Source organism: Erythrobacter aurantius (assembly GCF_023823125.1).
Classification (GTDB): Bacteria; Pseudomonadota; Alphaproteobacteria; order Sphingomonadales; family Sphingomonadaceae; genus Erythrobacter; species Erythrobacter aurantius.
Window position 1 is genome coordinate 1,441,922 of sequence record NZ_CP090949.1, and the last position, 24,899, is coordinate 1,466,820.

Sequence of the window (24,899 nt, forward strand, 5' to 3'; positions counted from 1 at the left end):
GATTACTTGCCCAGCAGCCCTTGCCGCGCGGCCGAGCGTTGCTGTTTGCGGACCTTGCCCGGCATCCATCGCTTGGCAAAGTTCAACTGCCGCGCGGTCTTGCCCACCAGATAGTGCAGATCATCGCCGTGGACGGCGTTCCATACCGTTTCGGCCACTTCCTCAACCGGAGTGATCTCAAGCCCGGCGGCCTTCACCCGCGTACGGATGTCTTCGTTGGTGTTGCGATTGCCCGTGCCGTCGAGCAGCGGTGTCTCGATGAAGCTGGGGCAGATCGAGGATACCTTGATCCCGTCCGGCGCCCATTCCGCATCAAGGCTTTCGGCGATGCCGCGCACGCCGAATTTGGTCGCGCTGTAAACGCTCATCCCGCTGCCGCCGGTGATCCCCGCCGCGCTGGCGATATTGACCAGAGCCGATCCGGGGGCGGTCTTCTTCAGATAGGGATAGACGGCCTGCGCGCCGTACAGCACCCCGCGCAGATTGATGTCGAGACAGGCGTCGATTTCGTCCTTGGAAAGCTCTGCCAGCGGCCCGCCGGTTCCGATCCCGGCGTTGTTCACCATCACGTCGATCCGGCCACCCGCCGCCGTTGCCGCCGCTTCCAGCGCAACGTCCCAGGCAGCGCGATCGCGCACGTCGAGGATGTGCGAATATTTGAACCCGCCTTCGATCATGCCGAGCGTGTCCTGCATCCCGGCGGCGTTGACATCGGCAACGCACACGAACCAGCCGCGATCGCCGAAATGCCGCGCCACCGCGCGCCCGATACCCGAAGCCCCGCCGGTGATGAAAATGCTGCGCCGCTGGTCTGCCATGTGATCCCTCTCCGATTGCTATTTGCAACCGGCTTTAAGACGGGGTGACGCGTTTGTCAGCAGCTTAAGCACCTGATCGCATCACAGACCCTGCACATGTCCTGCGCCTTCGACGATTTCGGCGGTCGACGGCTCCAGCACATCGCCCAGCGGTTCAGCCCGGCCACCCAGCGTTTCGGCAAGGAAATTCTCGGTGATGGCAAAGAAGCTGATCGAATTGGCGGGCTTGGCAAAGCCGTGGCCTTCGTCCGGGTAGAGGACATAGGTGACGGGAATGCCCGCCTCCTTCATCGCGCCAACGATCTGGTCGCTTTCGGCCTGTTTCACGCGCGGATCGTTGGCCCCTTGCGCGATCAGCAGCGGCTTCGAAATGTCCTTCGCCTTGTAAAGCGGGCTGGCGGCCTTGAGCAGCGCGAGCCCTTCTTCGGTGTTCGGATTGCCCATGCGTTCGTGGAAGATCTTCACCATCGGCGCCCAGTAGGGGGGAATGGTGGACAGCAGGGTTTCGAGGTTGGACGGGCCGACGATATCGACCCCGCAGGCGAACACTTCGGGCGTGAAGGCAAGGCCCGCCAGCGTCGCATAGCCGCCATAGGAACCGCCCATGATCGCCACCCTGTCACGCGGTGCTATACCCTGTTCGACCGCCCAGTTCACCGCGTCGATCAGATCGTCATGCATCGCCAGCCCCCACTGCTTGTTGCTGGCGTTGATGAAGCTTTTGCCGAAGCCGGTGGAGCCGCGGAAATTGACCGAGAGCACGCTGTAGCCGCGATTGGCGAGCATCTGGTGGATCGGGTTGTAGCCATAATCGTCGCGCGCCCACGGCCCACCGTGCACCAGCAGCACCATCGGCGTCGGCGCGGCGGGGCGTCCGGAGCCAGCGGGGTCGCTGCCCGCAGCCAGCGTCAGATATGACGGCAAAGTCAGACCATCCCGGCTGGTGATCTCGACGCAATGCATCGGTTGCAGCGGCGCGCCCTCCAGTTCGGGCCGGGTGACGTAGAACGGAGCCAGCGTGCCCGCGTCACGATCATAGATGAAGGTGCGGATCGGGCCGCTGACGGGATCGTTCCAGACGATCCATGTGCGATCATCATCGGTGCGGCTCATGACGCCGAATTCGCCGTCAAACTGCGTGCCGAGCCATTCGAAGCTCGCGCCGATCTCTGCATCGATCGCGGTCCATTCGGTCGTCAGGTAAGTGACCGAATAGGCCTGCACCACGCCCGTCTGCTTGTGGCGGAGCGTGCCGCCGATATCGGCGCGGTCATCTTCCGCGATCAGGGTGCGTTCGCCGCTCGCCGTGTCCTGTGCATAGAGCGCGGCGGTATCGCGCCCGCGCCCGTCGAGCCAGTAGAGCACGCTGCCGTCCACCGTGTATCCGGCAGGGGAGGTCGTCATCGAATCCTCCATCGCGGTGGTTTCGAACGGCTCTTCCTCCACCACATTGTCGATCACGCGGAAATAGTCGGTTCCGCCCGCTTCGTTCTGCGCCATCGCCATGCGCAAAGTCAGCGTGTCATCGGCCATGAAGTGGGCATAGGCGTTGTTTTCGTAAACCAGCTCCAGCGCACCGTTGGACAGGTTCAGCCGGTGGACATCGTGCCATTGCGGATCGCGATTGTTGAGGCCGATCAGGATGTGCTGCTTGTCCACCTGCGACGATCCGACGATCATCACGCGGGTGTTCTCGAACGGGGTGAGGCAGACCTCCTCCCCGCTGGCGATATCGACGCGGTAAAGCAGGAAATTCTCGTCGCCGCCCTTGTCCTGGATGTAGCCGACCGCGCTCGCATCGGGTGTCCAGAAATGTTCGCGGATCGGGCGGTCGTCCGCTTTCGTCATCGGTTTGGCTGCGTCCGGATCGGAGCGCGGGGCGATCCAGATGTTCATCACCCCGTCGAGCGGGGCAAGCCAGCTGAGCCATCGGCCATCCGGGCTGATCTTGCCCTGCGACCGGGTCGGATTGCCGAACAGGTGATCGCGGGGAATGAGCGGAATGGTATCGAGTGCCGGCATGATGTCTCCCTTGGTATCGGGTGACAGCTAGGGACGGGTTGCGGAAAAGCAAACCGCCATCGGGCGAACCTTCGACAATAATCGCCGGGCGACAACTGCTTGCCTTACAATTTGGTTGCAATCGAAATCAGTGGTAGAAGACCGGTCAGGGCCGCAATTTTATTGTGGAGGGGGAAATCATGAAATCAATTCTCACAGCGATGTGTGCTGCATCGCTTGCGCTTGGCGTGGCTGCGTGCAGCGGCGATCCGGGCACGAAGACCGAAGCGACCGAGGCAGCCTCGCTCGCGGGGACATGGAAAGCCAATCTCGATTCCGCCGAATTCGAGAACAGCACCAGCAGCTATCTTTTCGCTGACGGGCAATACACCTGCAACAGCTGCATTCCGCCTTACACCGTCGCCGCCAACGGCGAATGGGTGAGCGTGGACCGGCCCGGGGTCGATGCGGTGAAATATACCATCGTCGATGACCGGACGATCACGGCAGCTTCGCGCCTCGGTGACAAGGAACTGGGCAATTCGACCTGGACCATCAGCGAGGACGGGCAGACGATGACGGTCAACTGGACCAATCTGGACGGCGACGAAGTGGTTGAAGGCACTTCGACCCTGACCCGTGTGGCAGCAGCTCCCGATGGCGCGCATGCGGCTTCGGGCGACTGGGATGTCGCCAGCATCGGCGAAATGAGCGACGCCGGCCTGCTGTTCTCCTACATGATCGATGGCGACACCATCACTTCGACCGGCAACGGCGGCGGCTACACCGCGACGCTGGGCGGTGATCCGGTGAAACCCGAGGGCGACGAAAGCGGCGGCATGATCGCGGTCGAGAAGGTTTCGGACAACGTCTATCGCGAAACCTACAGTCGCGACGGCGAAGTCATCAACGTACTCGAAATGACCGTCGATGGCGACACTTTGCGTGCGGTCAGCACCGATCCGCGCGACAACAGCACCTCACGCTGGACGGCGACCCGCCAGTAATCGGACCTGGAGATCGAATGCCCCCGGTTGTGTCCGCGCAGCCGGGGGTTTTGCCGCCGTCGGCCCGCTACAGCGCCGGATTGGCGTAGAAATGCCAGGTGAAGATCGCCATCGCGCCGCGGTGCGGGGCCCAGCGTTCACCGAGCTCGCGTGTTTCCTTTTCCTTTGGCCGTTCATCCAGTTCGAGCAGGCGTTTGACCCCTTCCTGCACCGCGAGATCACCGGCAGGCCAGATGTCGGTGCGGCCTTCGGCGAATAGCAGGTAAATCTCTGCTGACCAGCGGCCGATCCCCTTGATCATCGTCAGTTGCTCGATTGCTTCCTCGTCATCTGCGGGCAGCGCGTGAAAGTCGATCTGGCCCGCATCCACCAGTTCGCACAGCGAGCGGGCGTAACCCTGTTTCTGGCGCGACAAGCCGCAGGCGCGCAAAGTGTCGAAATCGCGTTTCAGCAGGCAGCCGGGGGTGAAATCTTCACCCAGTTCCGCCTCCAGTTTGTTCCACATGGAGCTTGCCGCCGCGACCGACACCTGCTGGCCGACGATCGTCCGCAGCAAAGTCTTGTACCCGCGCGATCGGATACGCGGTTCGGGATAGCCGATGCGCGCAACCTCTCTGGCGACACGCGGGTCCGCGTCGCCGACAGCGTCCAGCGCCGTCATTATCTGCTCTGCCGTCAGCCCCACTCTTCAAACCTCTAGGTTGCCTTCTGCGGGGGAACGTCCTAGCGCACCTGCGATTGAATCCAAGCGCGCATCCTTGCGCTCAACCATTCTAAGAGGACACAGTAACCCAATGCCCAAGCTGATCGTCACCAATCGTGAAGGCGAAACGAGCGAGATCGAGGTCGAAGACGGTCTGACCGTGATGGAAGCGATCCGCGACAACGGTTTTGACGAATTGCTCGCCCTGTGCGGCGGTTGCTGCTCTTGCGCGACCTGCCATTGCTACATCGAAAGCGATGCGCTGCCCGAAATGAGCGAAGACGAGGACGACCTGCTCGAATCCTCCGATCACCGCAAGGAAAACAGCCGCCTGTCGTGCCAGATCCCGTTCACGGCAGAACTCGACGGGCTTAAGGTTACTATCGCCCCTGAAGATTGATGTTGTTTGATGGGAAGCGGCGAAACGCCTAATTGCGATCCCATGAACATCACCAAACCTTTCGGCGATACGCTCGCCCTTATCGGTAACACGCCGCTGGTCCGCCTTGCCGGGCCAAGCGCGGCTGCGGGCTGCGACATCTGGGGCAAGTGCGAATTCGCCAACCCCGGATCGAGCGTGAAGGATCGCGCCGCGCTCTACATGATCCGCGATGCCGAGGCGCGCGGCGAATTGCAGCCCGGCGGCACCGTGATCGAAGGCACGGCGGGCAACACCGGTATCGGCATCGCGCTGGTGGCCAATGCGCTCGGTTACAAGACGATCATCGTCATGCCGGACAACCAGTCGAAGGAAAAAATGGACACGTTGCGGGCTTTGGGCGCGCAGCTCGTCCTCGTCCCGCCGACCAAATATGCCGATCCCGCCCACTTCCAGCACGTCTCGCGCCGCATGGCGGAGGAGACGCAAGGCGCGATCTGGGCCGGGCAGTTCGACAATATCGCCAACCGCAAGGCGCATATCGAAGGCACCAGCCAGGAGTTGTGGGAGCAGACGCAGGGCCGGATCGACGGTTTCACCTGCGCCGCCGGCACCGGCGGGACGATTGCCGGCGTCGGCATGGGATTGAAGGAAAAGAACCCCGATATCCGCATCGCCTTGACCGATCCGCACGGCGCCGCGCTCTACAATTACTACGCGCATGGCGAATTGAAGGCCGAAGGCTCCTCCGTCGCCGAAGGGATCGGGCAGGGGCGCATCACCGCCAATCTCGAAGGCGCGCCGATCGACACGCAATTCCGCATTTCCGATGAGGAAGGGCTGGTCTGGGTTGAACGGCTGCTGCGCGAGGAAGGGCTGTGCCTTGGCCTATCCAGCGGGATCAACGTCGCCGGAGCAATCGAACTGGGCAAGCAACTGGTCGCCGAAGGGCGGGACAACCCGCAGGTCGCGACAATCCTGTGCGATACCGGATTCCGTTACCTCTCTACGCTCTACAATGCCGACTGGCTCGCATCGAAGAACCTGCCGGTGTTCGATTGGCTCACTCAGAACCAAAGCGACTGATCGACAGGCCGGGTTTCGGTCGTTAGTCTCGCCGCGATGAAAGGCGTCAATTTCACTCGCAGGTCGCCGGGGACCACGGAAGAATCTCCGCCGGATGCCGCGCCGCTTGGCGGGACCAAGGCCGAGGCGAACCAGCGTTTGCAGATCGGGCTTGTCGGGCTTGCCTCGATGATCCTGCTGATCGCGCTCGCCAATGTCCTGGGCACTCAGGCCGACCGGGCCGAAGAAGCCGCCGTGCCCGACGCCGCGCCGACTACGGAACCCACAGCCGCTGCGCCGCAGCGCGATCCGCTGGCCGATGCCGGGATCGTGCCCGACATTCCGGCGGAACCCAGCCCGACGCCCACTGCCACGACGGCCCCTCAACCTGCTCCTTCGCCCAGTGATGCGCCGCCTCGGCAATAGGGTCATCCTCGCCGCGCTCGCCATCTGCCTTGTGCTGGGTGGTGCCGTGTGGGTCTGGTATGAAAACCAGAAGGTATGCTGCGCCTTTCCTGATGAAATGGAGAAGCGGAGACTGGGATTGATGACCAGCCTACCTCTGTATTGGCCTCTTGGCGCAGATGTCGCCGCCATCGCCAGCGGCAATGCGCAGGTCCCGTGGCAAAGACAGGCGATGGAACGGCGGTTTGAGTTGGTGCCGCTCGATACATTGTCGCCGATCCCCGCGCTTACCCCGGATGAGCCGGAAACCGATCCGCTGGCTGAACTGGACTATCTTGCAATAATCCAGCCGCGCGGTCTCTCACCGGCGGACAATGTCGCGCTGGATGATTGGGTGCGGGCAGGGGGGCGTTTGCTGCTGGTGCTCGATCCGCTGCTGACAGGCGAATACGACGTGCCGCTGGGCGATCCGAGCCGACCCAACGATGTGGCGCTGATCCCGCCGGTGGTGGCGCGGTGGGGCTTGCAGATGCAACAGCCTGACACCCAAGCCGCTTCGGCAATTGTCATGCTGGACGGGGTGCCCTTTGGTGTGGAGCAGGCGGGCTTGATCTCGGTGGTTGATCCGGACGCCGCCACATGCCGGATCGAAGCGGATGGCGTAATCGCGCAATGCGAGGTTGATGCAGGCAGAGTGACGTTGATGGCCGATGCAGCCGTGTTCGAAAAGCGTGACCTTGCCGGAGAAAACGGCGCCTTGCTTCAACGGATTGCGGCCCATGCCTTCGACTGAACCCCCAAATCGGGGAAATCGCGGGACGCATTGCAATTATTCGGGACTCGGGCGGGGATTTGGCGGGAATATTGCGCGATTCCAGCGGGCTGGAACGGGAAATTGCGGGATTCTCCGGGTTTGTCGGGGCGTTTCCGCAGAAAATTGCGAGGTTGAAACATAGGTAAATCAATTATTTACCAAGTAATCCCGTGATTTTCCCACAAATCCCCTAGTCACCCGCCTGCTTCCCGGATATTACCGGGTTCCATCAAACATGCCGTTTTGATCCGCGTCGTCCTCTTGTGATCGGCGTGCCGCCCTCGCTCGCGCGTTGGTGGCAGCGGGGAAGCTGTGCCCGGTCAAGGGTCGAAAAAGGCGGCAGGTTTGAGGAGGTCAGGAAGGCCGGCAGGGGTGCTGGCCATATGGGGAAGGGGTACCGCGCGTGTCAGCGCCCGGAGCATATAGCGGATATGCCTACTCGCCAGCCGGCGACAAGGGCCGCTTTGTCCTGCCTCCGACCTTCCGCAAGGCTGTGAAGGAAAGCTCCGGCGGGTCAAAGACGCTGTGCCTCGCGGTGCATGACAAGTTCGACTGTCTGGTCGGTTTCGGCCTGTCCCGCATCGAGCAGCTGCAACAGCGGCTCGACGATGAAAAGATCACCGCCCGCGAAACCCGCGATCCCGATTTCGATTACGATACCCGCGCGCAGCAATTGTTCGGCTTTGAACAATTGCCGTTCGACGACAGCGGGCGCTTTGTCATGCCCGAACACCTCAAGGAACTGGGCAATGTCGGCGAAGGGTTGTTCTGCCAGGGTGCGGGCGATTTCTTTCTGATCTGGAACCCCGCCGAACTCGAACGCATGGGCCCCGCCTACAAGGGCGCGCAGGCCGCTTGCCGCAAGCTGGTGGCCGAAGCGCAGGCGAAGGCCGCCAAGAAAGGCGGTGCGAAATGAACGCGCCGCACATTCCCGTCCTCCTTGAAGAAGTGATCGCTGCGATCGGCCCGCGTCCCGACATGACTGTGATCGACGCGACTTTCGGTGCGGGGGGCTATTCGCGCGCCTTGCTGGACGCTGGCGCGCGTGTGCATGCCTTCGACCGCGATCCCAACGCCATCCGCGACGGTGCGGCGATGGTGGAGGAATTCGCCGGTCGCCTGACGCTGCACCCTGCATGCTTTTCCGCCATGCGCGAGGAAATGACCCGGATCGGCGTGCCGCTGGTCGATGCGGTGGTCATGGATATCGGCGTGTCCTCGATGCAGCTTGATCAGGGCGAGCGCGGCTTTGCCTTTTCGGCTGACGGTCCGCTCGACATGCGGATGAGCCAGTCGGGGACGAGCGCAGCGGACTTCCTCAACAGCGGGGACGAGGCCGCGATTGCCGACGTGCTGTACCAGTATGGCGAGGAACGCCAGTCGCGCCGCGTCGCCCGTGCGATCGTGGCCGCTCGTCCGCTGGAGACGACCGGCGATCTCGCCCGCGTGGTGCGCCGCGCGCTGGGGCACAAGCCGCACGACAAGAAAGACCCCGCGACCCGCACGTTCCAAGCGGTGCGGATCCATGTGAATGACGAACTGGGCGAACTCGCTGCCGGATTGGCCGCGGCCGAGGCGCTGCTGCGCGAAGGCGGAGTGCTGGCGGTGGTTAGCTTCCACAGCCTCGAAGACCGGATCGTCAAACGCTTCCTGCGCGAAGCATCCGGGGCAGGGCGCGCGGTGTCGCGTCATCTCCCCGGTGAAATTGCCGGGCCTGAGCCGACCTTTACCCGCGTTTCCAAGGCTATCCGCCCCGGCGACGCCGAAATCGACGCCAACCCCCGCGCCCGATCCTCAACTCTGCGCCATGCCATCCGCACCGGCGCCCCAGCCCGCGAAAGGACATTTGCATGATCGTCACCGGTTCCCGCATCCGTCAGATTGGCTGGGCTGCCGTGCTCGCGGCTTGCGTGGCCATGTTCGCGGTGCTGAGTTTCAACGTCCACGCCGTAAAGAGCGAGGTGCTGCTGGCGGAGCGCCAGATCATCGCGCTGGAGCGTGAAACGCTGCTGCTCGAAACCGAATTCCAGACCCGTGCGAGCCAGCGCCAGCTGGCCGAATGGAACGCGGTGGAGCTGGGGTATCGCGCCCCGCGCGCCGACCAGTATCTCGATAACGAGCGCCAGCTGGCCAGCCTCGGCACACCGCTTGGCCCGGATGCGCCCGCGCCGATCCGCGTGGCGCGCACCGATCTGGCAAGCGCCGAGCAGGTTGCCGACCGCCCGATGGTCTCTCCGGTCACCGGCGCACCCGTAACCCTCGCATCCGCCAGCCAGACAGAGGATGCGGCGGCGATGTTCACCGATGCCTTTGGCGATTTTCTGATCGACGCATCGCCCATTCGTGCAGCCAACGCCCGCACCGCCATGGTTGAGCAGGCCGGTCGCAGCTCCGAGGGTGCCGAATGAATGCCTTCGCCCTGAACGCGGGGCACGAGCCAACTCTGGACCTGTTCGGCACGCCACAACCGAGCGAGCCGCACCCCACCTTGCCTGTCGGGCGGGTGAAATTTGTCCATTTGCGCTACAGCATGCTTGTCACCGCGCGCTTGCGGCTGTTCCTGCTGCTGGGTGTGTTCGCACTGGTGACGGCGGTTGCTCTGGTGCGGATCGGCTATCTCGGCCTGGTCGGAGCCGCACCCAGCCAGACCAGCCTTGACGAAGCGCTGCTGCCGCCGCGCGGCGAGATCACCGATCGCAACGGCACGCCGCTTGCGCGGACCTTTCCCGCCTATGCGCTGTGGTTCAACCCCAAGGCGATGGGCGATGACGGCGATCCTCTGGTGCGCGAACCGGCCGAAGTCGCGGCGCGGCTGAAAGAGATTTTCCCCGATCTCGACGTGCGGCGCACTGTGCGCATCCTTTCGTCCGATCGCGGTGGCTACATTCTGCGCCGCGTGCTGCCCGAGGATGCCAACCGGGTGTTCGAACTGGGCGAGGTCGCGCTGGAGATCCCTCGCGAATATGATCGCCACTATCCGCAAGGAACTCTGGGCGCGCACATTCTTGGCTATGTCATGGAAGGCAAGGACCGCGAGCTCGAAGGGCGGCTGGGGATGGAGAAATATCTCGACCCGCAGCTATCCGATCCCGCATCGCGTGGCGAACCGATCGCGCTTTCGATCGATCTGCGCGTGCAGGGCGCGCTGGAGGATGAACTCGGGCGCGGGATGCTCGCCACCGATGCAAAGGGCGCGGCGGGGATCGTGCTGGATGTCGATACCGGCGAAATCATGGCGATGGCATCGCTGCCCGCCTTCGACCCGAACCTGTCGGACGTCCAGCATTCGCCGCATATCTTCAACCGCGTAACCAATGCGACCTACGAGCTGGGCTCCACCTTCAAGCCGCTCAGCATCGCGGCTGCCATCGATGCCGACCTGATCGGTTCGCTGCGCAAGGAATGGGACGCGAGCCCGGTGGAAATCGCCGGACGGCGTATCCGCGACCTGCACCCCAAGGGCGATACGCTGAACGTGCCCGAAGCACTGGTCTATTCGTCCAACACCGTCACTGCCCGCGTCGCCGACGAACTGGGGCCGGAACGGATGCGCAAGCTGATGATCGATCTGGGCATGAACAAGCCAGCCGAAATCGAATTGGACGCGCGCGGCAAGCCGCAATGGCCGTTGGAACAGCCCAACGGGCAATGGTCGCGCATCACCAATATGACGGTAAGTTACGGCCACGGCATCGCCGTTACGCCGCTGCACCTTGCCAATGCCTATGCCGCGATGGTCAACGGCGGGTTCTATCGCGATGCGACGCTGCGCAAGGTCGAACCGGGCAAGGCTGAGAAGGGCCGCCGGGTGTTCAAGGCTTCGACCTCCTCACGCATTCGCCAGTTGCTGCGGATGATCTCGATGTATGGCACGGGCCGCAGCGCCGACGCACCGGGATACCGTGTAGGCGGCAAGACCGGCTCGGCGGAAAAGGCCGGGGTGGGCGGATATCGCGAGAAATCGCTGATCGCTTCGTTTGCGGCGGCATTCCCGATGGATCGCCCGCGCTATGTCGTCGTTACCGTGCTCGACGAACCGCGTGGCACCACCGCCAGCCAGATGCAGCGCACCGCCGCTTTCAACGCGGCACCGATCGTGGGTGAACTGGTCCCGCGCATCGGCCCGATGCTGGGCGTGCGCCCCGATGCGACGCGCGATGTCGATATCTCCGATCTCCGCTTCCTGGTGGAGGGGCGCCGATGAAGCTCGAAGTGCTGACCGAACGGGCTGGGCTGAGTGTGGCGGGCGCGTCGGGCGTTTCTGTCACCGGCTTCGCGATCGATCATCGCAAGGTCGCACCCGGAACCGTGTTCGGAGCGTTTCGCGGGACGAAATTCAATGCCGAGGATTTCATCCCGGCTGCCATCGAAGCGGGTGCGGTCGCGGTTGTCGCCTCGCCCGAAGCCAGCGTCGAAGGTGCGCTGCACATCGCCAGCGAAGAACCGCGCCGCACCTTTGCGCAATTGGCCGCAGGGTTCTTCACCCCCGTTCCCGAAACCGTGGTGGCTGTCACCGGCACCAACGGAAAGACTTCGACTGCCGAAATGACCCGCCAGATATGGCGCATGTGCGGCGAGCGGGCGGCGAGCATCGGTACTCTGGGTGTGACCACCCCCGATGGCAGCATTTCGACCGGGCTGACCACGCCCGACATCGTCACCTTCATGAACAATATGAGCGGGCTTGCCCTCGAAGGCGTGACCCATGTCGCATATGAGGCATCGAGCCACGGGCTATCGCAATTCCGCAATGAAGGTCTGCGGGTCAAGGCCGGGGCATTCACCAATTTCAGCCGCGATCACCTCGATTATCATGAGACAATGGAGGAATATTTCGCGGCCAAGATGCGCCTGTTCGACGAAGTCGTCGAGGATGGCGGCGACGCGATCATCTGGAACGGCGGGGAAGAGTGCGAGTGGACCCGCCGTGCCATCGAGCACGCCAAGGCCCGTGGCCTGCGCGTGCTTACAGTGGGCGAGCGGGGCGATTTCCTCCGCCTCGCCGCCCGCGATGCGACCCAGCTGGGCCAGACGTTGACGGTGGAATTCGAAGGCTCGACCCGGACCGTAAAACTGCCGCTGATCGGAGCCTATCAGGCGGCCAATGCCCTGGTATCCGCAGGGCTGGCACTATCGACCGGGATGGAGCCATCCCAGGTCTTCGACGCGATCGGCCGGTTGCAGCCGGTTCGCGGACGGCTTGAGCGTGCGCTCATAACCGCCGACGGCGCGCCGGTGTATATCGATTACGCGCACACGCCCGACGCGCTCGAAGCTGCGATCATTGCGCTGCGACCGCATACCAAGGGCCGGATCGTTACCGTTTTCGGTGCTGGTGGCGATCGCGACAAGGGAAAGCGCGCAAAGATGGGCGAGGTCGCGTCGCGGCTATCCGACTGGATCATTGTCACTGACGACAATCCGCGGGGTGAGGACCCTGCTGTCATACGGCAGGAAATCATCGCGGGTGCAGGCGACAACGTGACCGAAATCGGCGATCGGCGAGAGGCCATTGCCCATGCCATCGAATATGCGACAGAGGATACGATCGTCCTAATCGCCGGAAAGGGCCACGAAGAGGGCCAGATTATCGGATCGGGAGAAAATATGCGGGTCTTGCCGTTCAATGACGTGACTGTGGCGCATGAAGAATCTGGACGATTGGTCAAGGAATCCTGGGGGCCGATCACATGAACGCTGCACGGGCCCTGCTGCGGCAATGGCCGCTTGATCCGCGCGATGCCTTGCCGCTGTCGCTTTGGGATGCGGTAAGCATCGAAGCCGCGACCGGGGGCAGGGCGAGCCACGCTTTCCAGGCATCCGGCGTCGAAATGGACAGCCGCGATGTCCGGCCCGGCGATGTCTTTGTCGCGCTCAAGGGCGAAGCGATGGACGGTCACAAGTTCATTCCCGCCGCCTTCGCCAAAGGCGCGGTTGCCGCGATCACCGATCGCCCGGTCGATTTCCCGCATGTGCTGGTCAAGGACACGACAGCGGCGCTGCACGCGCTGGCCCATGCCGCGCGCGAACGCAGCAGCGCGGTGCGCATCGGCGTCACCGGATCGGTCGGCAAGACCGGGGTGAAGGAAGCGATCTTCACGGCTCTTGATCGTGCAAGCCGCGGCGCGGCGCATCGCAGCGTGCGCAGCTACAACAACCACGTTGGCGTTCCCTTGAGCCTCGCCCGGCTTCCGGCGCGTGCGCAGTTCGGCGTGTTCGAGATGGGGATGAACCATCAGGGTGAAATCGCGCCGCTGGCCGATCATGTGCGTCCGCATGTCGCGCTGATCACCACCATTGCGCCTGCGCATATCGAAAACCTCGGCAGCATGGAGGCGATTGCGGACGAGAAATCGCAGATCTTCACCGGTCTGGTCGAAGGCGGCACCGCGATCATTCCGGCTGACAGCGAATATGCCGATCGCATGATTGCCAATGCGCGGGGCTTGGGTGTGAAGGTCGTCACTTTCGGCCGCAGCGCGCATGCCGACGTGCGGCTGCTCGATGCGATCCCCAGCGCCAATGGCGGATCGCTTGTCACAGCGGACCTTGGCACGGCACGCCTGTGCTATTCGGTGGCAGAACCGGGCGAACATTGGGTCGCCAATTCGCTTGGCGTCATGGCGGCGGTGCGCGCGGCCGGCGGTGATCTGGCAAGCGCCGGTCTGGCGCTGGCGGAAATGGGCGGGCTGAAGGGCCGCGGTGCGCGTTTCAGCATTGATGCTGCTGGCGGCAAGGCGCTGTTGGTGGATGAAAGCTACAACGCCAACCCGGCTTCGATGCGTGCCACGCTGAAGGCGCTGGGCCAGACTCCCGCGCATCGGCGCATCGCGGTTCTGGGCAGCATGAAGGAGCTGGGCGATTTCGCCGAAGGCTTCCACGCGCAGCTGGCAGACCCGCTGCAAGATGCGAAAATCGATCACGTGATCCTCGTCGGCGACGAGATGCGCGCTCTCGCTGCGGAATTGGGGAGAAGGTCGGCCAATTCGCTTGGCTTTGCCCCGCAGTTCGCGCATTGCCAAACCCCTGTCGAGGCGATTGCGGCGCTGGACGATTTCGGGCTGATCCACGGCGACGCGGTGTTGGTGAAGGGTTCCAATTCGGTCGGGCTTGGCAGGCTGGTTTCACACTATACGAGCGCCCCGTCATGAGCGGCGCCAAGGGATCGTAATGCTGTATCTGCTCGCGGAATGGCTTGGCTTTGAAGGCATTTTGAACCTGGTGCGTTACCAGACGTTCCGCTTCGGCGCGACGTTGATGACGGCGCTGGTTTTCGGCCTGATCATCGGGCCGCGTTTCATCAACATGCTGCGCGTGCGGCAGGGCAAGGGCCAGCCGATCCGCGAAGACGGGCCGCAAAGCCATCTCGCCAAGCGCGGAACGCCGACGATGGGCGGGTTGATGATCCTCGTCGCACTGACGGTTTCCCTGCTCTTGTGGATGGACCTGACCAACCCGTTCGTCTGGGCCTGCCTGGCGGTGACGATCGGCTTCGGCGTGATCGGCTTCATCGACGATTATGACAAGGTGTCGAAGAACAGCCATGCCGGGCTTTCCGGCCGCGTCCGCCTGCTGCTGGAATTCGCGGTCGCAGGCGTGGCGAGCTATCTTATCGTCAGCCAGATCAACACCAACCTCTACATCCCCTTCCTGTCGAACGTCGCGATCCCGCTGGGCCCGGCATACTATGTCTTCGCGGCCTTCGTGATGGTGGGGGCCGGCAATGCGGTGAACCTGACAGACGGGCTGGATGGCCTCGCTATCATGCCGGTGATCATCGCGGCGGGTACTTTCGCGATCATCGCCTATCTTGTCGGACGCGCCGATTTCAGCGCCTATCTCGGCATCCCGCACGTCCCCGGCGCAGGCGAACTGGTGGTGTTCTGTGCCGCGATCATGGGGGCGGGGCTTGCCTTCCTGTGGTTCAACGCGCCGCCTGCGGCGGTGTTCATGGGCGACACCGGGTCGTTGGCGCTAGGCGGAGCCTTGGGCGCAATCGCGGTCGCGGCCCATCACGAAGTCGTGCTTGCCATCGTCGGCGGTCTGTTCGTGTTCGAGGCGCTGTCGGTGATCATTCAGGTTTTCTGGTTCAAGCGCACGGGCAAGCGTGTGTTCCGCATGGCCCCGATCCATCATCATTTCGAGCAGCTCGGCTGGAGCGAGAGCAAGGTCGTGATCCGGTTCTGGATCGTAGCCATAGTGCTTGCGCTGATCGGGCTCGCCACGCTCAAGCTGAGGTAACGCAAGACCGCCGTGATCACCTCCACCGCCTTTGCCGGAAAGCGTTATGCGATCCTAGGGCTCGCGCGCTCCGGCGCGGCGGCGGCTGAGGCCTTGCTCGCCAGCGGCGCGCGGCTGACGGTGTGGGACCGGCAGGATGTCGCCCGCGAACCGTTCGAAGGTCGCTGCGATATCGCTGATCCGCTGGCGATCGACCTGACCGGCTTTGACGGGCTGATCGTTTCTCCCGGCGTGCCGCTCAACACCCATCCGATCCGGCCGCACGCGGAAAAGTTCGGGGTGCCGATCATCGGCGATATCGAGCTGTTCGCGCTCGCCCGGCCAGAGCTTTTGCCGCACAAGGTGGTGGGCATCACCGGCACCAACGGCAAATCCACCAGCGTCGCTCTGGTCCACCACATCCTGCAGATGTCCGGCCTGCCCAGCGTGCTTGGCGGAAACATCGGCGAAGCGATCATGGCGCAAACCCCGCTTGCCCCGAACGATCAGGGCGAGGGTGTCTATGTGCTCGAATTGTCGAGCTACCAGATCGATCTGACGAACAGCCTCGATTGCGATGTCGCGGCATTGACCAATATCACGCCCGATCATCTTGACCGCTACGATGGCTTTGCCGCCTACGCTGCGTCCAAGGCGCGGCTGTTCGAAATACAGTCCGCTGCCAACCTGGCTGTGTTCGGATCACTCGCGGAGCCTGTCGGCGCGATCTTCGAGACAGAGCGGGCGCGCCGTCCTGCGGGACGTGCGGTGGCTGCCGATCTGGATGCCCTGCGCGAGCTGCAGCCGCAATGGCCGAGCCTGCAAGGCCCGCACAATCTCGAAAATGTCGCAGTTGCAATCGCCATTGTCGAAGAACTGGGCGTGAAGCCGGCACAATGGCAACACGCGCTTCCGCGCTTTCGCAGCCTGCCGCACCGGATGGAGCGGGTGTGCGAGGAACACGGCGTCCTCTTCATCAACGACAGCAAGGCAACCAACACCGCCTCTGCCGCCCCGGCACTGGCCGCGTTCCCGCCAATCGAGGGCAGGCCGCGCGTGCATTGGATCGTCGGCGGTCTGGCCAAGGAAGACGGGCTGGGCGATTGCGGCGAGCACCTTGGCAATGTCGCTGCCGTCTATACCGTCGGCGAAGCCGGGCCGCGCTTTGCCGAATTGCTCGAAGGCACCGTGCCCAATGTCGAGCGGTGCGAGCTTGTAAGCGAAGCAGTGCGCCGGGCACGCGACGCGGCGCAAGCTGGCGATGTCGTGCTTTTTTCGCCTGCCTGCGCAAGCTTTGACCAGTTCCGCGACTATGAAAAGCGCGGCGAACACTTCCGCCAGCTGGTGGGTGTCATTGCCGAATGCGGGGTTGATTGTTCGGCTGATCCTTCGATCGGGAGCGACCGGGTATGAGCGGCATCTACACTCCATCGCGCGCCGATCCGAAATTCCATGCGCCTGTTCCTGCCCGGCGTGGCCTTGGCGAAAGCCTGCGGGTCTGGTGGCGCGAAATCGACAAGTGGCTGCTTGGCCTTGTCCTGCTTCTGATGGCACTCGGTACCATGGCCGTTGCTGCGGCATCTCCGGCTGCGGCAAGCCAGTATGGCGTTTCCGATTTCGCCTTCTTCCAGCGGCATATCGTGTTTCAGTTTCTGGGTGTGGGCCTGATGCTGGCATTGTCCTTTGTCAGCCGCGAGGACGCGCGCCGCATCGGAATCCTGCTGGCTGTCGGGATGCTGGGACTGTTGTTCCTGGTTCCGATCATCGGGGTGGAAAAGAATGGCGCGAAACGCTGGATCGAAGTGGGCATGTCGCTTCAGCCGAGCGAATTCCTGAAACCCGGCTTCGCAATCCTGCTGGCATGGATGCTGTCATGGCGGCTGCGCGATCCCGGACTGCCGGTGCTGGGATATGCCACGCTGACGATGGCGCTGGTGGCAGCGCTGCTGATGCTTCAGCCCAACCTTGGCGACACGATCCTGTTCGGCGGCGTATGGTTTGTGCTGGTGGTTTTGTCGGGCGTTTCCTTTGCCCGGATCGGCGGCTTGATCGCGGCTGGCCTTGCGGCGCTCACCGCAGCCTATTTCCTGTATGACAATGCGCGCTATCGCATCGACAGTTTCTTTGGCGGCGGGACTGCCTTCGATCAGGTGGACCTCGCACAGCGCACCCTGCTCAACGGTGGCTGGACCGGGGCAGGCCTGTGGCTGGGTACCCGCAAGCTGAGCCTGCCCGAAGCGCACACCGATTACATCTTCTCCGTCATCGGGGAAGAATTCGGCCTGCTCGCCTGCGCCGTCATTCTTCTTGTCTATGTCGCGCTGGTCGCGCGGGCGCTGTTGCGGCTGGTGGACGAGGACAATCTGTTCGCCCTGCTTGCAGGGGCAGGGCTGGCTACCCAGATCGGTGGGCAGGCGTTCATCAACATGCTGGTAAACCTCCAGCTGTTCCCGTCAAAGGGGATGACGCTGCCGCTGGTAAGCTATGGCGGGTCGTCGACACTGGCGGTGTGTCTGACCTTCGGGCTATTGCTGGCGATCACCCGGCGCAATCCTTTCCTTGAACGGGAAAAGCCGGGGTTGAAGGATCTGTTTGAGCGCCCCGGTCACGGGCATAGGGAGGACCGCGCATGACCAGCGAGGCAAGGAAAGGCGCCAGCCGCCATTTCGTCCTTGCCGCAGGAGGAACCGGGGGGCACCTGATCCCCGCATTTGCCCTCGCGGCAGAGCTTGACGCGCGCGGCCATCACGTGGCGCTGATCACCGACGAACGCGGTGCGCATATTCCGGGCAAGCCCGATTTCCTGACCGCGCATGTCCTGCCCGCGGGGCGTTTCGGTAAAAACCCGCTGCGCTGGATCGGCGGCCTTCGCGCGGTGCTGGAAGGGCGCGACATGGCGCTGCGCCTGTTCGAAAGTTTCGAGCCTGCCGCCGTGATCGGCTTTGGCGGATACCCTGCATTGCCTGCTCTGCTCGCCGCGACCGGATCGGGCGTTCCGAGCGTCGTGCACGAACAGAACGCGGTGCTGGGCCGGGTCAACCGGCTGCTGGCGGGCCGGGTCGATGCGATTGCGATCTCCTATCCCCAGGTCCAGCGGCTGAAGCCCAAGTTCAAGGACAAGGTCCATCTCGTCGGCAATCCGGTGCGCGAGGAAGTGCTGGCACTGCGCGATCAGGATTTCCCGCCCTTTACCGAAGAGGGGCTGCTGCGCGTTCTGGTCACCGGCGGCAGTCAGGGGGCGAGCGTGCTTTCCGATGTCGTGCCTGATGGCCTCGCGATGCTGCCACCGGCGCTGCGCAACCGGCTGCAGGTGACCCAGCAATGCCGCCCCGAAGACCTTGAGCGGGTCCGCGATCGCTATGCCAATCACGATATCCCTGCCGAACTGGGCACCTATTTCGAGGATATGCACGAACGGCTGGCCGACGCGCATCTGTTCATCGGGCGTGCCGGGGCTTCTACCATTGCCGAGCTGACGGCGGTTGGCCGCCCGGCGATCCTCGTCCCGCTGCCTATCGCCACCGACGATCATCAGGCTGCGAACACCGGCGAGATCGTCAAGGCGGGCGGTGCACGAATGATCCGGCAGGACAAGTTCACGCCCAAGGAACTGGCGAAGCAGATACAGGCGCTTGCCAAGAACCCATCGAGCCTTGGCAATGCCGCGCATGGCGCGTGGAATTGCGGGCGCCCCAAGGCGGCGAAAGACCTCGCCGATCTGGTCGAAAGCATGGGCGGGATCGATTTGATGGACGTGATCAAGGTCAGCGAAACCGCCCCGCGTGCCGCCGCAACCGCAACCAAGCCGCAGACCGCCACGCGCGAAAGCGGAGAGGATGTCGCGGCATGAAGGGCGTTGCGACAGACATCGGTACGATCCACTTCGTCGGCATTGGCGGCATCGGCATGTCGGGCATCGCCGAAGTGATGCACAACCTCGGCTATACGGTGCAAGGCAGCGACATTTCCGAAAGCGCGAGTGTCGAACGGCTGCGCGCACGCGGCATCACCGTGAAGATCGGGCATGAGCGCGAGAATGTCGAAGGCGTCGCCGTCGTCGTCACCTCCACCGCAGTAAAGCGGACCAATCCCGAAGTCGCCGCCGCATTGGAAGCGCGCATTCCCGTTGTGCGCCGTGCCGAAATGCTGGCCGAACTGATGCGCCTGAAATCGACAATCGCGGTCGCCGGGACGCACGGCAAGACCACCACGACCAGCATGATCGCCAGCCTGCTGGACAAGGGTGATGTCGATCCCACCGTCATCAATGGCGGGATTATCGAACAATACGGCTCCAACGCGCGGCTGGGCGATTCCGACTGGATGGTGGTTGAGGCCGACGAAAGCGACGGCAGCTTCCTGCGGCTCGACGGGACGATCGCGGTAGTCACTAATATCGATCCAGAACACCTCGATCACTACGGCGATTTCGACGGGGTGAAGCGCGCCTTTGTCGAGTTCATCCACAATGTTCCGTTCTATGGCGCGGCAGTCTTGTGTGTCGATCATCCCGAAGTTCAGGTGGTGATCGGCGAAGTGCGCGATCGCAAGGTCGTGACTTACGGCTTCTCGCTTCAGGCGGATATCTGCGGCGTGAACATCCGCCCGCACGAAGGCGGCAACACCTTTGACGTGATCGTGCGCCAGCGCGGCGAGGAAGATCGCCGGATCGAAGGCGTGCACCTTCCCATGCCAGGTCGGCACAATGTCCAGAACGCCCTCGCCGCGATTGCCGTGGCGATCGAAATGGGATGCAGCGACGATGTTATTCGCGAAGGCTTCGGCAGCTTTGGCGGAGTGCGGCGCCGCTTTACCAAGGTCGGGACGGTCGAACTGGGTGGCGGCAGCGTCAATGTGATCGACGATTATGCCCACCACCCGGTCGAAATCCGCGCCGTGCTTGCCGCCGCGCGCGAAGCGGTGCCGGAAGGCCGCGTCATCGCGGTAGCGCAGCCGCATCGCTACACCCGCCTCAACGATCTGATGGATGATTTCCAGAGCTGCTTCAACGATGCAGACATGGTGTTCGTGACCCCGGTCTATGCCGCGGGCGAAGACCCGATCGAGGGCGTCGATTCCGAAGCGCTGGTCGCCGGAATCAAGTCGCGCGGCCACCGCTCCGCCCGCACCACCGCCAGTCACTCCGATCTGGCGGCCACGCTCGCGCAGGAGCTTGTGCCAGGCGATATCGTGGTCTGCCTCGGAGCGGGGGATATCACCAAGTGGGCGGCTACCCTCGCGCCCGCGATTGAATCACAAGGGGGCGCATGACAGGCATGACGCAACCAGACGACTGGAACGATCTCGACGACGGTTCCGCCCCTACCAGCACGGTCGAAGGGGCGGCGACTTCGCCTGTCCCGGTCGAAGGCGTGCGCGGACGGCTGACGCGGGAGGCACCGCTGGCAAAGCACGTGTGGTTCAAGGCGGGCGGCAAGGCCGACTGGCTGTTCGAACCCGCCGATGTCGATGACCTGAAAAGCTTTCTCGAACGGCTCGACGGCCAGATGCCGGTGATGGCGCTGGGTGTGGGATCGAACTTGATCATCCGCGATGGCGGCGTGCCGGGAGTGGTGATCAAGCTGGGTCAGGCGTTTGCCAATATCGAAATCACCGGAGAGACCACCCTGAAAGCGGGCGCGGCGGCCCCTGTCAGTATGGTGGCGCGGCGGGCGGCGAAGGCCGGGATCGACGGGCTTTCCTTCTTCATCGGCATCCCCGGATCGGTCGGCGGAGTGACCAAGATGAACGGCGGGTGCTACGGGCGCGAAACCTGCAATGTCCTGACCGATTGCGACGTTGTTCTGCCGGATGGCGAATTCGTCACCCTGTCGAACGCCGATTTGCAATATTCCTATCGCCATTCGGCGCTGCCCGAAGGTTCGACAGTGGTCGAAGCCCGGTTTGAAGGCTTCCCCGGCGATCCCGAAGTCATCAAGGCGGAGATGGATCGCATCTCCACCCAGCGCAAGGAATCGCAGCCGATCGGCAGCATGACGGGCGGATCGACCTTCAAGAACCCGCCGGGCCATTCGAGTTGGAAACTGATCGACGAAGCGGGCCTTCGCGGTTTCAGGCATGGCGGCGCGCAGGTGAGCGAGAAGCACGCCAATTTCCTGATCAACACCGGCACGGCCACCGGCTCCGATATCGAGGAACTGGGCGAAATCGTGCGTGAGAAGGTCTATGCCAATTCGGGCGTTCAGCTTGAATGGGAAATCAAGCGGGTGGGGCGGCCATGATGATGGCGGAAAAGCCCCCCTTGCATGTCGCCGTGCTGATGGGCGGCTGGGCCAATGAACGCGAAGTCTCGCTGATGAGTGGAGCGGGCGTTGCCGATGCGCTTGAGATGAATGGCCACCGCGTAACCCGCATCGACATGGGCCGCGATGTCGCGCTGCGGCTGGCCGAGGCCAGGCCCGATGTGGTGTTCAATGCGCTTCACGGCGTACCGGGAGAGGACGGCAGCGTCCAAGGTATGCTCGATCTGATGGGCATTCCCTACACCCATTCGGGGCTGGCGACTTCGGTGATCGCGATCGACAAACAGCTGACCAAGCAGGCGCTTGTTCCGCATGGTATCCCTATGCCCGGCGGGCGGATCGTCGATGTCGAGGAACTGCATGAGCGCGATCCGTTGCCGCGGCCCTATGTCCTGAAGCCGGTCAACGAGGGATCGTCGGTTGGCGTGGCCATCGTCACTGCGGACTCGAACGTGGGCAATCCCATTTCCCGCGAGGCCAAGGGGCCGTGGCAGGAGTTTGACCGCTTGCTGGCCGAACCTTTCATCAAAGGTCGCGAACTGACCACCGCCGTGATTGACAGCGCATCCGGCCCGCGTGCCCTGGGTGTGACCGAACTGGTGATCGACAACGGTTTCTATGATTACGAGCACAAGTATACCGAAGGGCGCACGCAGCACGTTTGCCCTGCCAAGATCCCGCCCGAAATCGCCGCGCTGTGCGAGCAATACGCGCTCAAGGCACACGAAGTGCTCGGCTGCCACGGCACCAGCCGCACCGATTTCCGCTGGGATGACGAACAGGGCGAGGATGGTCTGTTCGTCCTCGAAACCAACACCCAGCCGGGCATGACCCCGCTCAGCCTTGTGCCTGAACAGGCCCGGGCAGTGGGCATCGGCTATGCCGAGCTGGTCGAACTGATCGTGATGGAGGCGATCAGGGTGCATGATATTGCAGGGGGCGCTGATGGCGAAGATCACGCGTAGCTCCGGCAAGGGCGTCCGCCGTGCGGCAAAATCCCAGAGCCGTGCAGCCGGCGCGCGCCGGGCCAAGGCACAGACCACCAGCATGCTGGACCGGGCGATGGGCCTGCTGCCCTTTTCGGACGAGCAGTGGAGCACGATCTGGATGACGGTGATCATTGGCGCGGGCGTCGGCCTTGCGTTCGTGATCGCCAACCTTGCAGGCGTTCCGGCGCTTGCGCAGGCTCAGGTCGCGGCAATGGCATCGGATGTCGGCTTCGAGGTCAAGCATGTGCGCGTCACCGGCACCAGCCGGATGGACGAACGCCAGGTTTACGCCCGTGCGCTCGCGCAGCGCGACCGGCCCATGCCGATGGTCGAACTCGAAGCCTTGCGCAGCGATCTCAAGCAACTGCCTTGGGTAATGGATGCGCGGGTTTCGCGGCAACTGCCTTCGACGCTGGCGATCGACATTGTCGAGCGTGAACCTCACGCGGTGCTGCAAAAGCCCGATCGGCTGATGCTGATCGACGCGCAAGGGGTGGAGCTGGAACCTATTGCGGCTGACGCGGCCGAGGGGATGCTGCTGATATCCGGCCCGGGATCGGCCAAACAGGTCGCAGAGCTTGAACGGTTGCTTGCATCCGCTCCGGCGCTGCAACCGCAGGTGGTGGCCGCCGAATGGGTCGGCAATCGCCGCTGGAACCTCACGTTCAAGAGCGATCAGGTGCTTGCCCTGCCAGAGGGCGCGACCGAGGCCGCGACCGCCCTTGTCAAGTTTGCGCGGCTCGACGGTCAAAACCGATTGCTGGGCGGAGAGGTGGCCAGTTTCGACATGCGTTCACCTCCGCGCATCTACATGCGGGTCCCCGGTCGCGGCGATGCGGTTGAGCTGGCGGCAAAGGATACCCCCTGATGGCGAGCAAGGCATCTTCGCGGCAGAACGCGCGGCTTGCCCGGATTTTCGGCGCGGTCAATGTCGGCTCGTTCCGCATTTCCGCGATGATCATGGGCGAAACCGAGACCGGTGATCTGGTCGTTCTGGGGTCGGGTCATCGTGCCAGCCAGGGCATCAAGCGCGGCTATGTCACCGACATGAAGGCGGCGACCTATGCGATCCGCGATGCTGTTGAGCGGGCGGAAAAGAACGCCGGCACGAGCATCCAGAGCGTCTGGATCGCCTGCGCCGGGGCAGGGCTGCAAAGCCGTGTTTCCAAGGTGGAGATCGAAATCGGCGGTCGCCGGATCGAGGATGAGGATGTCGAGCACCTTCTGATCGAGGCGCGCGACATGATCCAACCCGACGGCCGCACGGTGCTGCACGCGCAACCGGCGCATTACACGCTCGACGGGGCGCATGGTGTTGCCAATCCGCGCGGTCTGCATGCCGAGCGTCTGGGCGTCGATGTGCATGTGATGCTGGCCGATGGCGCTCCGGTTCGCAATCTGATGGAAGCGGTGCAGAACGCCCATCTCGAAGTCGAAGCTGTGGTCGCCGCACCGCTGGCTTCGGGATATGCCTGCCTGTCGCCGGAGGAACGCGATCTGGGCGTTGCGCTGGTCGAAATCGGTTCGGACGTCACCAATGTTTCGGTCTTTGCTGCCGGGATGCTGCTGGGCCTGAGGGCGATCCCCATGGGTTCAGGCGATATCACCGATGCCGTGGCCAGCGCATTCGGTATCCGCCGGTTCCAGGCGGAGCGGCTCAAATGCGTGTCCGGTTCGGCCATCGCATCGCCAAGCGATCACCGCGAGATGATCCCCGTCCATGGCCCCAACGAAGGCCCCGGCGAAAACAGTGGCCCGCAGGCGCGCGGTGCGGATGACAAGAACCGCATCGCCCGTGCCGAGCTGATATCGGTGATCACGCAAAGCCAGTCGCAATTGACCACGGAGATCGGCAAGGCTCTGAAGGAAATGGGTTTCTCCGGAACACGCGCAGGTCAGGTCGTGTTGACCGGGGGTGGGGCGGAACTGGCCGGACTGGCCGAATTCACGCAGAGCGCGCTGGCTATGCCGGTGAGGCTGGGGCGCCCGCCAAGCCTGACGGGTCTGCCCGAAGCGCATGCAACGCCCGGATTTGCGGGGCTGGCAGGGCTGTGTCTGTATGCAGCAGAAGATCCTGTCGACATTCGTTCATTCGGTTCGCGGTACACTCGCCATGCGGATTTTGGCGGTTCAATCGCTTCGACTTTCGCCTTGGGACGGTTGTTCCGGGCGCTGAAGGAATATTTCTAGGGCGGGGAAACGGCAGTCTCGCGGGATTCTCACCGCCGCCCGCAT

The 24,899-nt window shown here is 63.4% G+C and carries 23 protein-coding genes; 20 read left to right on the plus strand and 3 right to left on the minus strand.

Annotated elements, in window-relative coordinates:
- Positions 1 to 2: 2 nt before the first annotated feature.
- Both L1K66_RS06810 and L1K66_RS06815 read right to left on the minus strand, forming a co-directional pair.
- Positions 3 to 818, minus strand: a complete 816-nt coding sequence (locus L1K66_RS06810; protein WP_252260189.1) for an SDR family oxidoreductase — start codon at positions 816 to 818, stop codon at positions 3 to 5.
- A gap of 81 nt (positions 819 to 899) precedes the next feature.
- A complete protein-coding gene (locus L1K66_RS06815; protein ID WP_252260190.1) occupies positions 900 to 2,840 on the minus strand; it encodes a S9 family peptidase in 1,941 nt (646 codons plus the stop codon).
- 179 nt (positions 2,841 to 3,019) lie between these two features.
- Here L1K66_RS06815 and L1K66_RS06820 point away from each other — a divergent pair, with 179 nt between their 5' ends.
- Entirely contained in the window at positions 3,020 to 3,826 is an 807-nt protein-coding gene (locus tag L1K66_RS06820; RefSeq protein ID WP_252260192.1) for a hypothetical protein, read from the plus strand.
- 67 nt (positions 3,827 to 3,893) lie between these two features.
- Here L1K66_RS06820 and L1K66_RS06825 read toward each other — a convergent pair whose 3' ends face one another.
- Entirely contained in the window at positions 3,894 to 4,511 is a 618-nt protein-coding gene (locus L1K66_RS06825) for a DNA-3-methyladenine glycosylase family protein (RefSeq protein WP_252260193.1), read from the minus strand.
- Between the two features lie 109 nt (positions 4,512 to 4,620).
- Between L1K66_RS06825 and L1K66_RS06830 the strand changes: the two genes are divergently transcribed.
- The 19 genes from L1K66_RS06830 to ftsA all read left to right on the plus strand — a co-directional run bounded on the left by L1K66_RS06830 (position 4,621) and on the right by ftsA (position 24,854).
- On the plus strand, positions 4,621 to 4,929 hold the full coding sequence (locus L1K66_RS06830) for a 2Fe-2S iron-sulfur cluster-binding protein (RefSeq protein ID WP_034952459.1): 309 nt from the start codon (positions 4,621 to 4,623) through the stop codon (positions 4,927 to 4,929).
- Between the two features lie 42 nt (positions 4,930 to 4,971).
- On the plus strand, positions 4,972 to 5,994 hold the full coding sequence (locus L1K66_RS06835; protein ID WP_252260194.1) for a cysteine synthase A: 1,023 nt from the start codon (positions 4,972 to 4,974) through the stop codon (positions 5,992 to 5,994).
- A gap of 36 nt (positions 5,995 to 6,030) precedes the next feature.
- A complete protein-coding gene (locus tag L1K66_RS06840; RefSeq protein ID WP_252260195.1) occupies positions 6,031 to 6,399 on the plus strand; it encodes a hypothetical protein in 369 nt (122 codons plus the stop codon).
- Positions 6,380 to 7,171, plus strand: a complete 792-nt coding sequence (locus L1K66_RS06845; protein WP_252260448.1) for a Gldg family protein — start codon at positions 6,380 to 6,382, stop codon at positions 7,169 to 7,171. The genes L1K66_RS06840 and L1K66_RS06845 overlap by 20 nt, the downstream gene beginning before the upstream one ends.
- Before the next feature lie 424 nt (positions 7,172 to 7,595).
- The gene (locus tag L1K66_RS06850; protein WP_034952465.1) at positions 7,596 to 8,108 is read left to right on the plus strand and encodes a division/cell wall cluster transcriptional repressor MraZ; all 513 of its coding nucleotides are present in this window, start codon (positions 7,596 to 7,598) and stop codon (positions 8,106 to 8,108) included.
- Positions 8,105 to 9,046, plus strand: a complete 942-nt coding sequence (gene rsmH / locus L1K66_RS06855; protein ID WP_252260196.1) for a 16S rRNA (cytosine(1402)-N(4))-methyltransferase RsmH — start codon at positions 8,105 to 8,107, stop codon at positions 9,044 to 9,046. The genes L1K66_RS06850 and rsmH overlap by 4 nt, the downstream gene beginning before the upstream one ends.
- Positions 9,043 to 9,600 (plus strand): hypothetical protein, encoded by a 558-nt coding sequence (locus tag L1K66_RS06860; RefSeq protein WP_252260197.1) that lies wholly within the window; start codon positions 9,043 to 9,045, stop codon positions 9,598 to 9,600. Before rsmH ends, L1K66_RS06860 begins: the two co-directional genes overlap by 4 nt.
- 122 nt (positions 9,601 to 9,722) lie before the next feature.
- Entirely contained in the window at positions 9,723 to 11,396 is a 1,674-nt protein-coding gene (locus L1K66_RS06865; RefSeq protein ID WP_252260449.1) for a peptidoglycan D,D-transpeptidase FtsI family protein, read from the plus strand.
- Complete coding sequence (locus L1K66_RS06870; protein ID WP_252260198.1) at positions 11,393 to 12,886, plus strand: UDP-N-acetylmuramoyl-L-alanyl-D-glutamate--2,6-diaminopimelate ligase; 1,494 nt, start codon at positions 11,393 to 11,395, stop codon at positions 12,884 to 12,886. The genes L1K66_RS06865 and L1K66_RS06870 overlap by 4 nt, the downstream gene beginning before the upstream one ends.
- The gene (locus tag L1K66_RS06875) at positions 12,883 to 14,343 is read left to right on the plus strand and encodes a UDP-N-acetylmuramoyl-tripeptide--D-alanyl-D-alanine ligase (protein WP_252260199.1); all 1,461 of its coding nucleotides are present in this window, start codon (positions 12,883 to 12,885) and stop codon (positions 14,341 to 14,343) included. Before L1K66_RS06870 ends, L1K66_RS06875 begins: the two co-directional genes overlap by 4 nt.
- 19 nt (positions 14,344 to 14,362) lie before the next feature.
- Entirely contained in the window at positions 14,363 to 15,433 is a 1,071-nt protein-coding gene (gene mraY, locus L1K66_RS06880) for a phospho-N-acetylmuramoyl-pentapeptide-transferase (RefSeq protein ID WP_252260200.1), read from the plus strand.
- 12 nt (positions 15,434 to 15,445) lie between these two features.
- Positions 15,446 to 16,825, plus strand: coding sequence for a UDP-N-acetylmuramoyl-L-alanine--D-glutamate ligase (gene murD, locus L1K66_RS06885; RefSeq protein WP_252260201.1), 1,380 nt, complete (start codon positions 15,446 to 15,448; stop codon positions 16,823 to 16,825).
- The gene (locus L1K66_RS06890; RefSeq protein ID WP_252260202.1) at positions 16,822 to 18,045 is read left to right on the plus strand and encodes an FtsW/RodA/SpoVE family cell cycle protein; all 1,224 of its coding nucleotides are present in this window, start codon (positions 16,822 to 16,824) and stop codon (positions 18,043 to 18,045) included. The genes murD and L1K66_RS06890 overlap by 4 nt, the downstream gene beginning before the upstream one ends.
- Positions 18,042 to 19,262 carry an undecaprenyldiphospho-muramoylpentapeptide beta-N-acetylglucosaminyltransferase gene (gene murG / locus L1K66_RS06895; RefSeq protein ID WP_252260203.1) on the plus strand — a complete coding sequence of 407 codons (1,221 nt, stop codon included), beginning with the start codon at positions 18,042 to 18,044 and terminating at the stop codon, positions 19,260 to 19,262. Before L1K66_RS06890 ends, murG begins: the two co-directional genes overlap by 4 nt.
- Entirely contained in the window at positions 19,259 to 20,683 is a 1,425-nt protein-coding gene (gene murC / locus L1K66_RS06900) for a UDP-N-acetylmuramate--L-alanine ligase (protein ID WP_252260204.1), read from the plus strand. Before murG ends, murC begins: the two co-directional genes overlap by 4 nt.
- Positions 20,684 to 20,688: 5 nt before the next feature.
- A complete protein-coding gene (gene murB / locus L1K66_RS06905; RefSeq protein WP_407931981.1) occupies positions 20,689 to 21,654 on the plus strand; it encodes a UDP-N-acetylmuramate dehydrogenase in 966 nt (321 codons plus the stop codon).
- Positions 21,651 to 22,640 (plus strand): D-alanine--D-alanine ligase, encoded by a 990-nt coding sequence (locus L1K66_RS06910; protein ID WP_252260450.1) that lies wholly within the window; start codon positions 21,651 to 21,653, stop codon positions 22,638 to 22,640. The genes murB and L1K66_RS06910 overlap by 4 nt, the downstream gene beginning before the upstream one ends.
- Complete coding sequence (locus L1K66_RS06915) at positions 22,621 to 23,532, plus strand: cell division protein FtsQ/DivIB (RefSeq protein ID WP_034952493.1); 912 nt, start codon at positions 22,621 to 22,623, stop codon at positions 23,530 to 23,532. Before L1K66_RS06910 ends, L1K66_RS06915 begins: the two co-directional genes overlap by 20 nt.
- Entirely contained in the window at positions 23,532 to 24,854 is a 1,323-nt protein-coding gene (gene ftsA, locus L1K66_RS06920) for a cell division protein FtsA (RefSeq protein ID WP_034952496.1), read from the plus strand. The genes L1K66_RS06915 and ftsA overlap by 1 nt, the downstream gene beginning before the upstream one ends.
- Positions 24,855 to 24,899 lie beyond the last annotated feature (45 nt).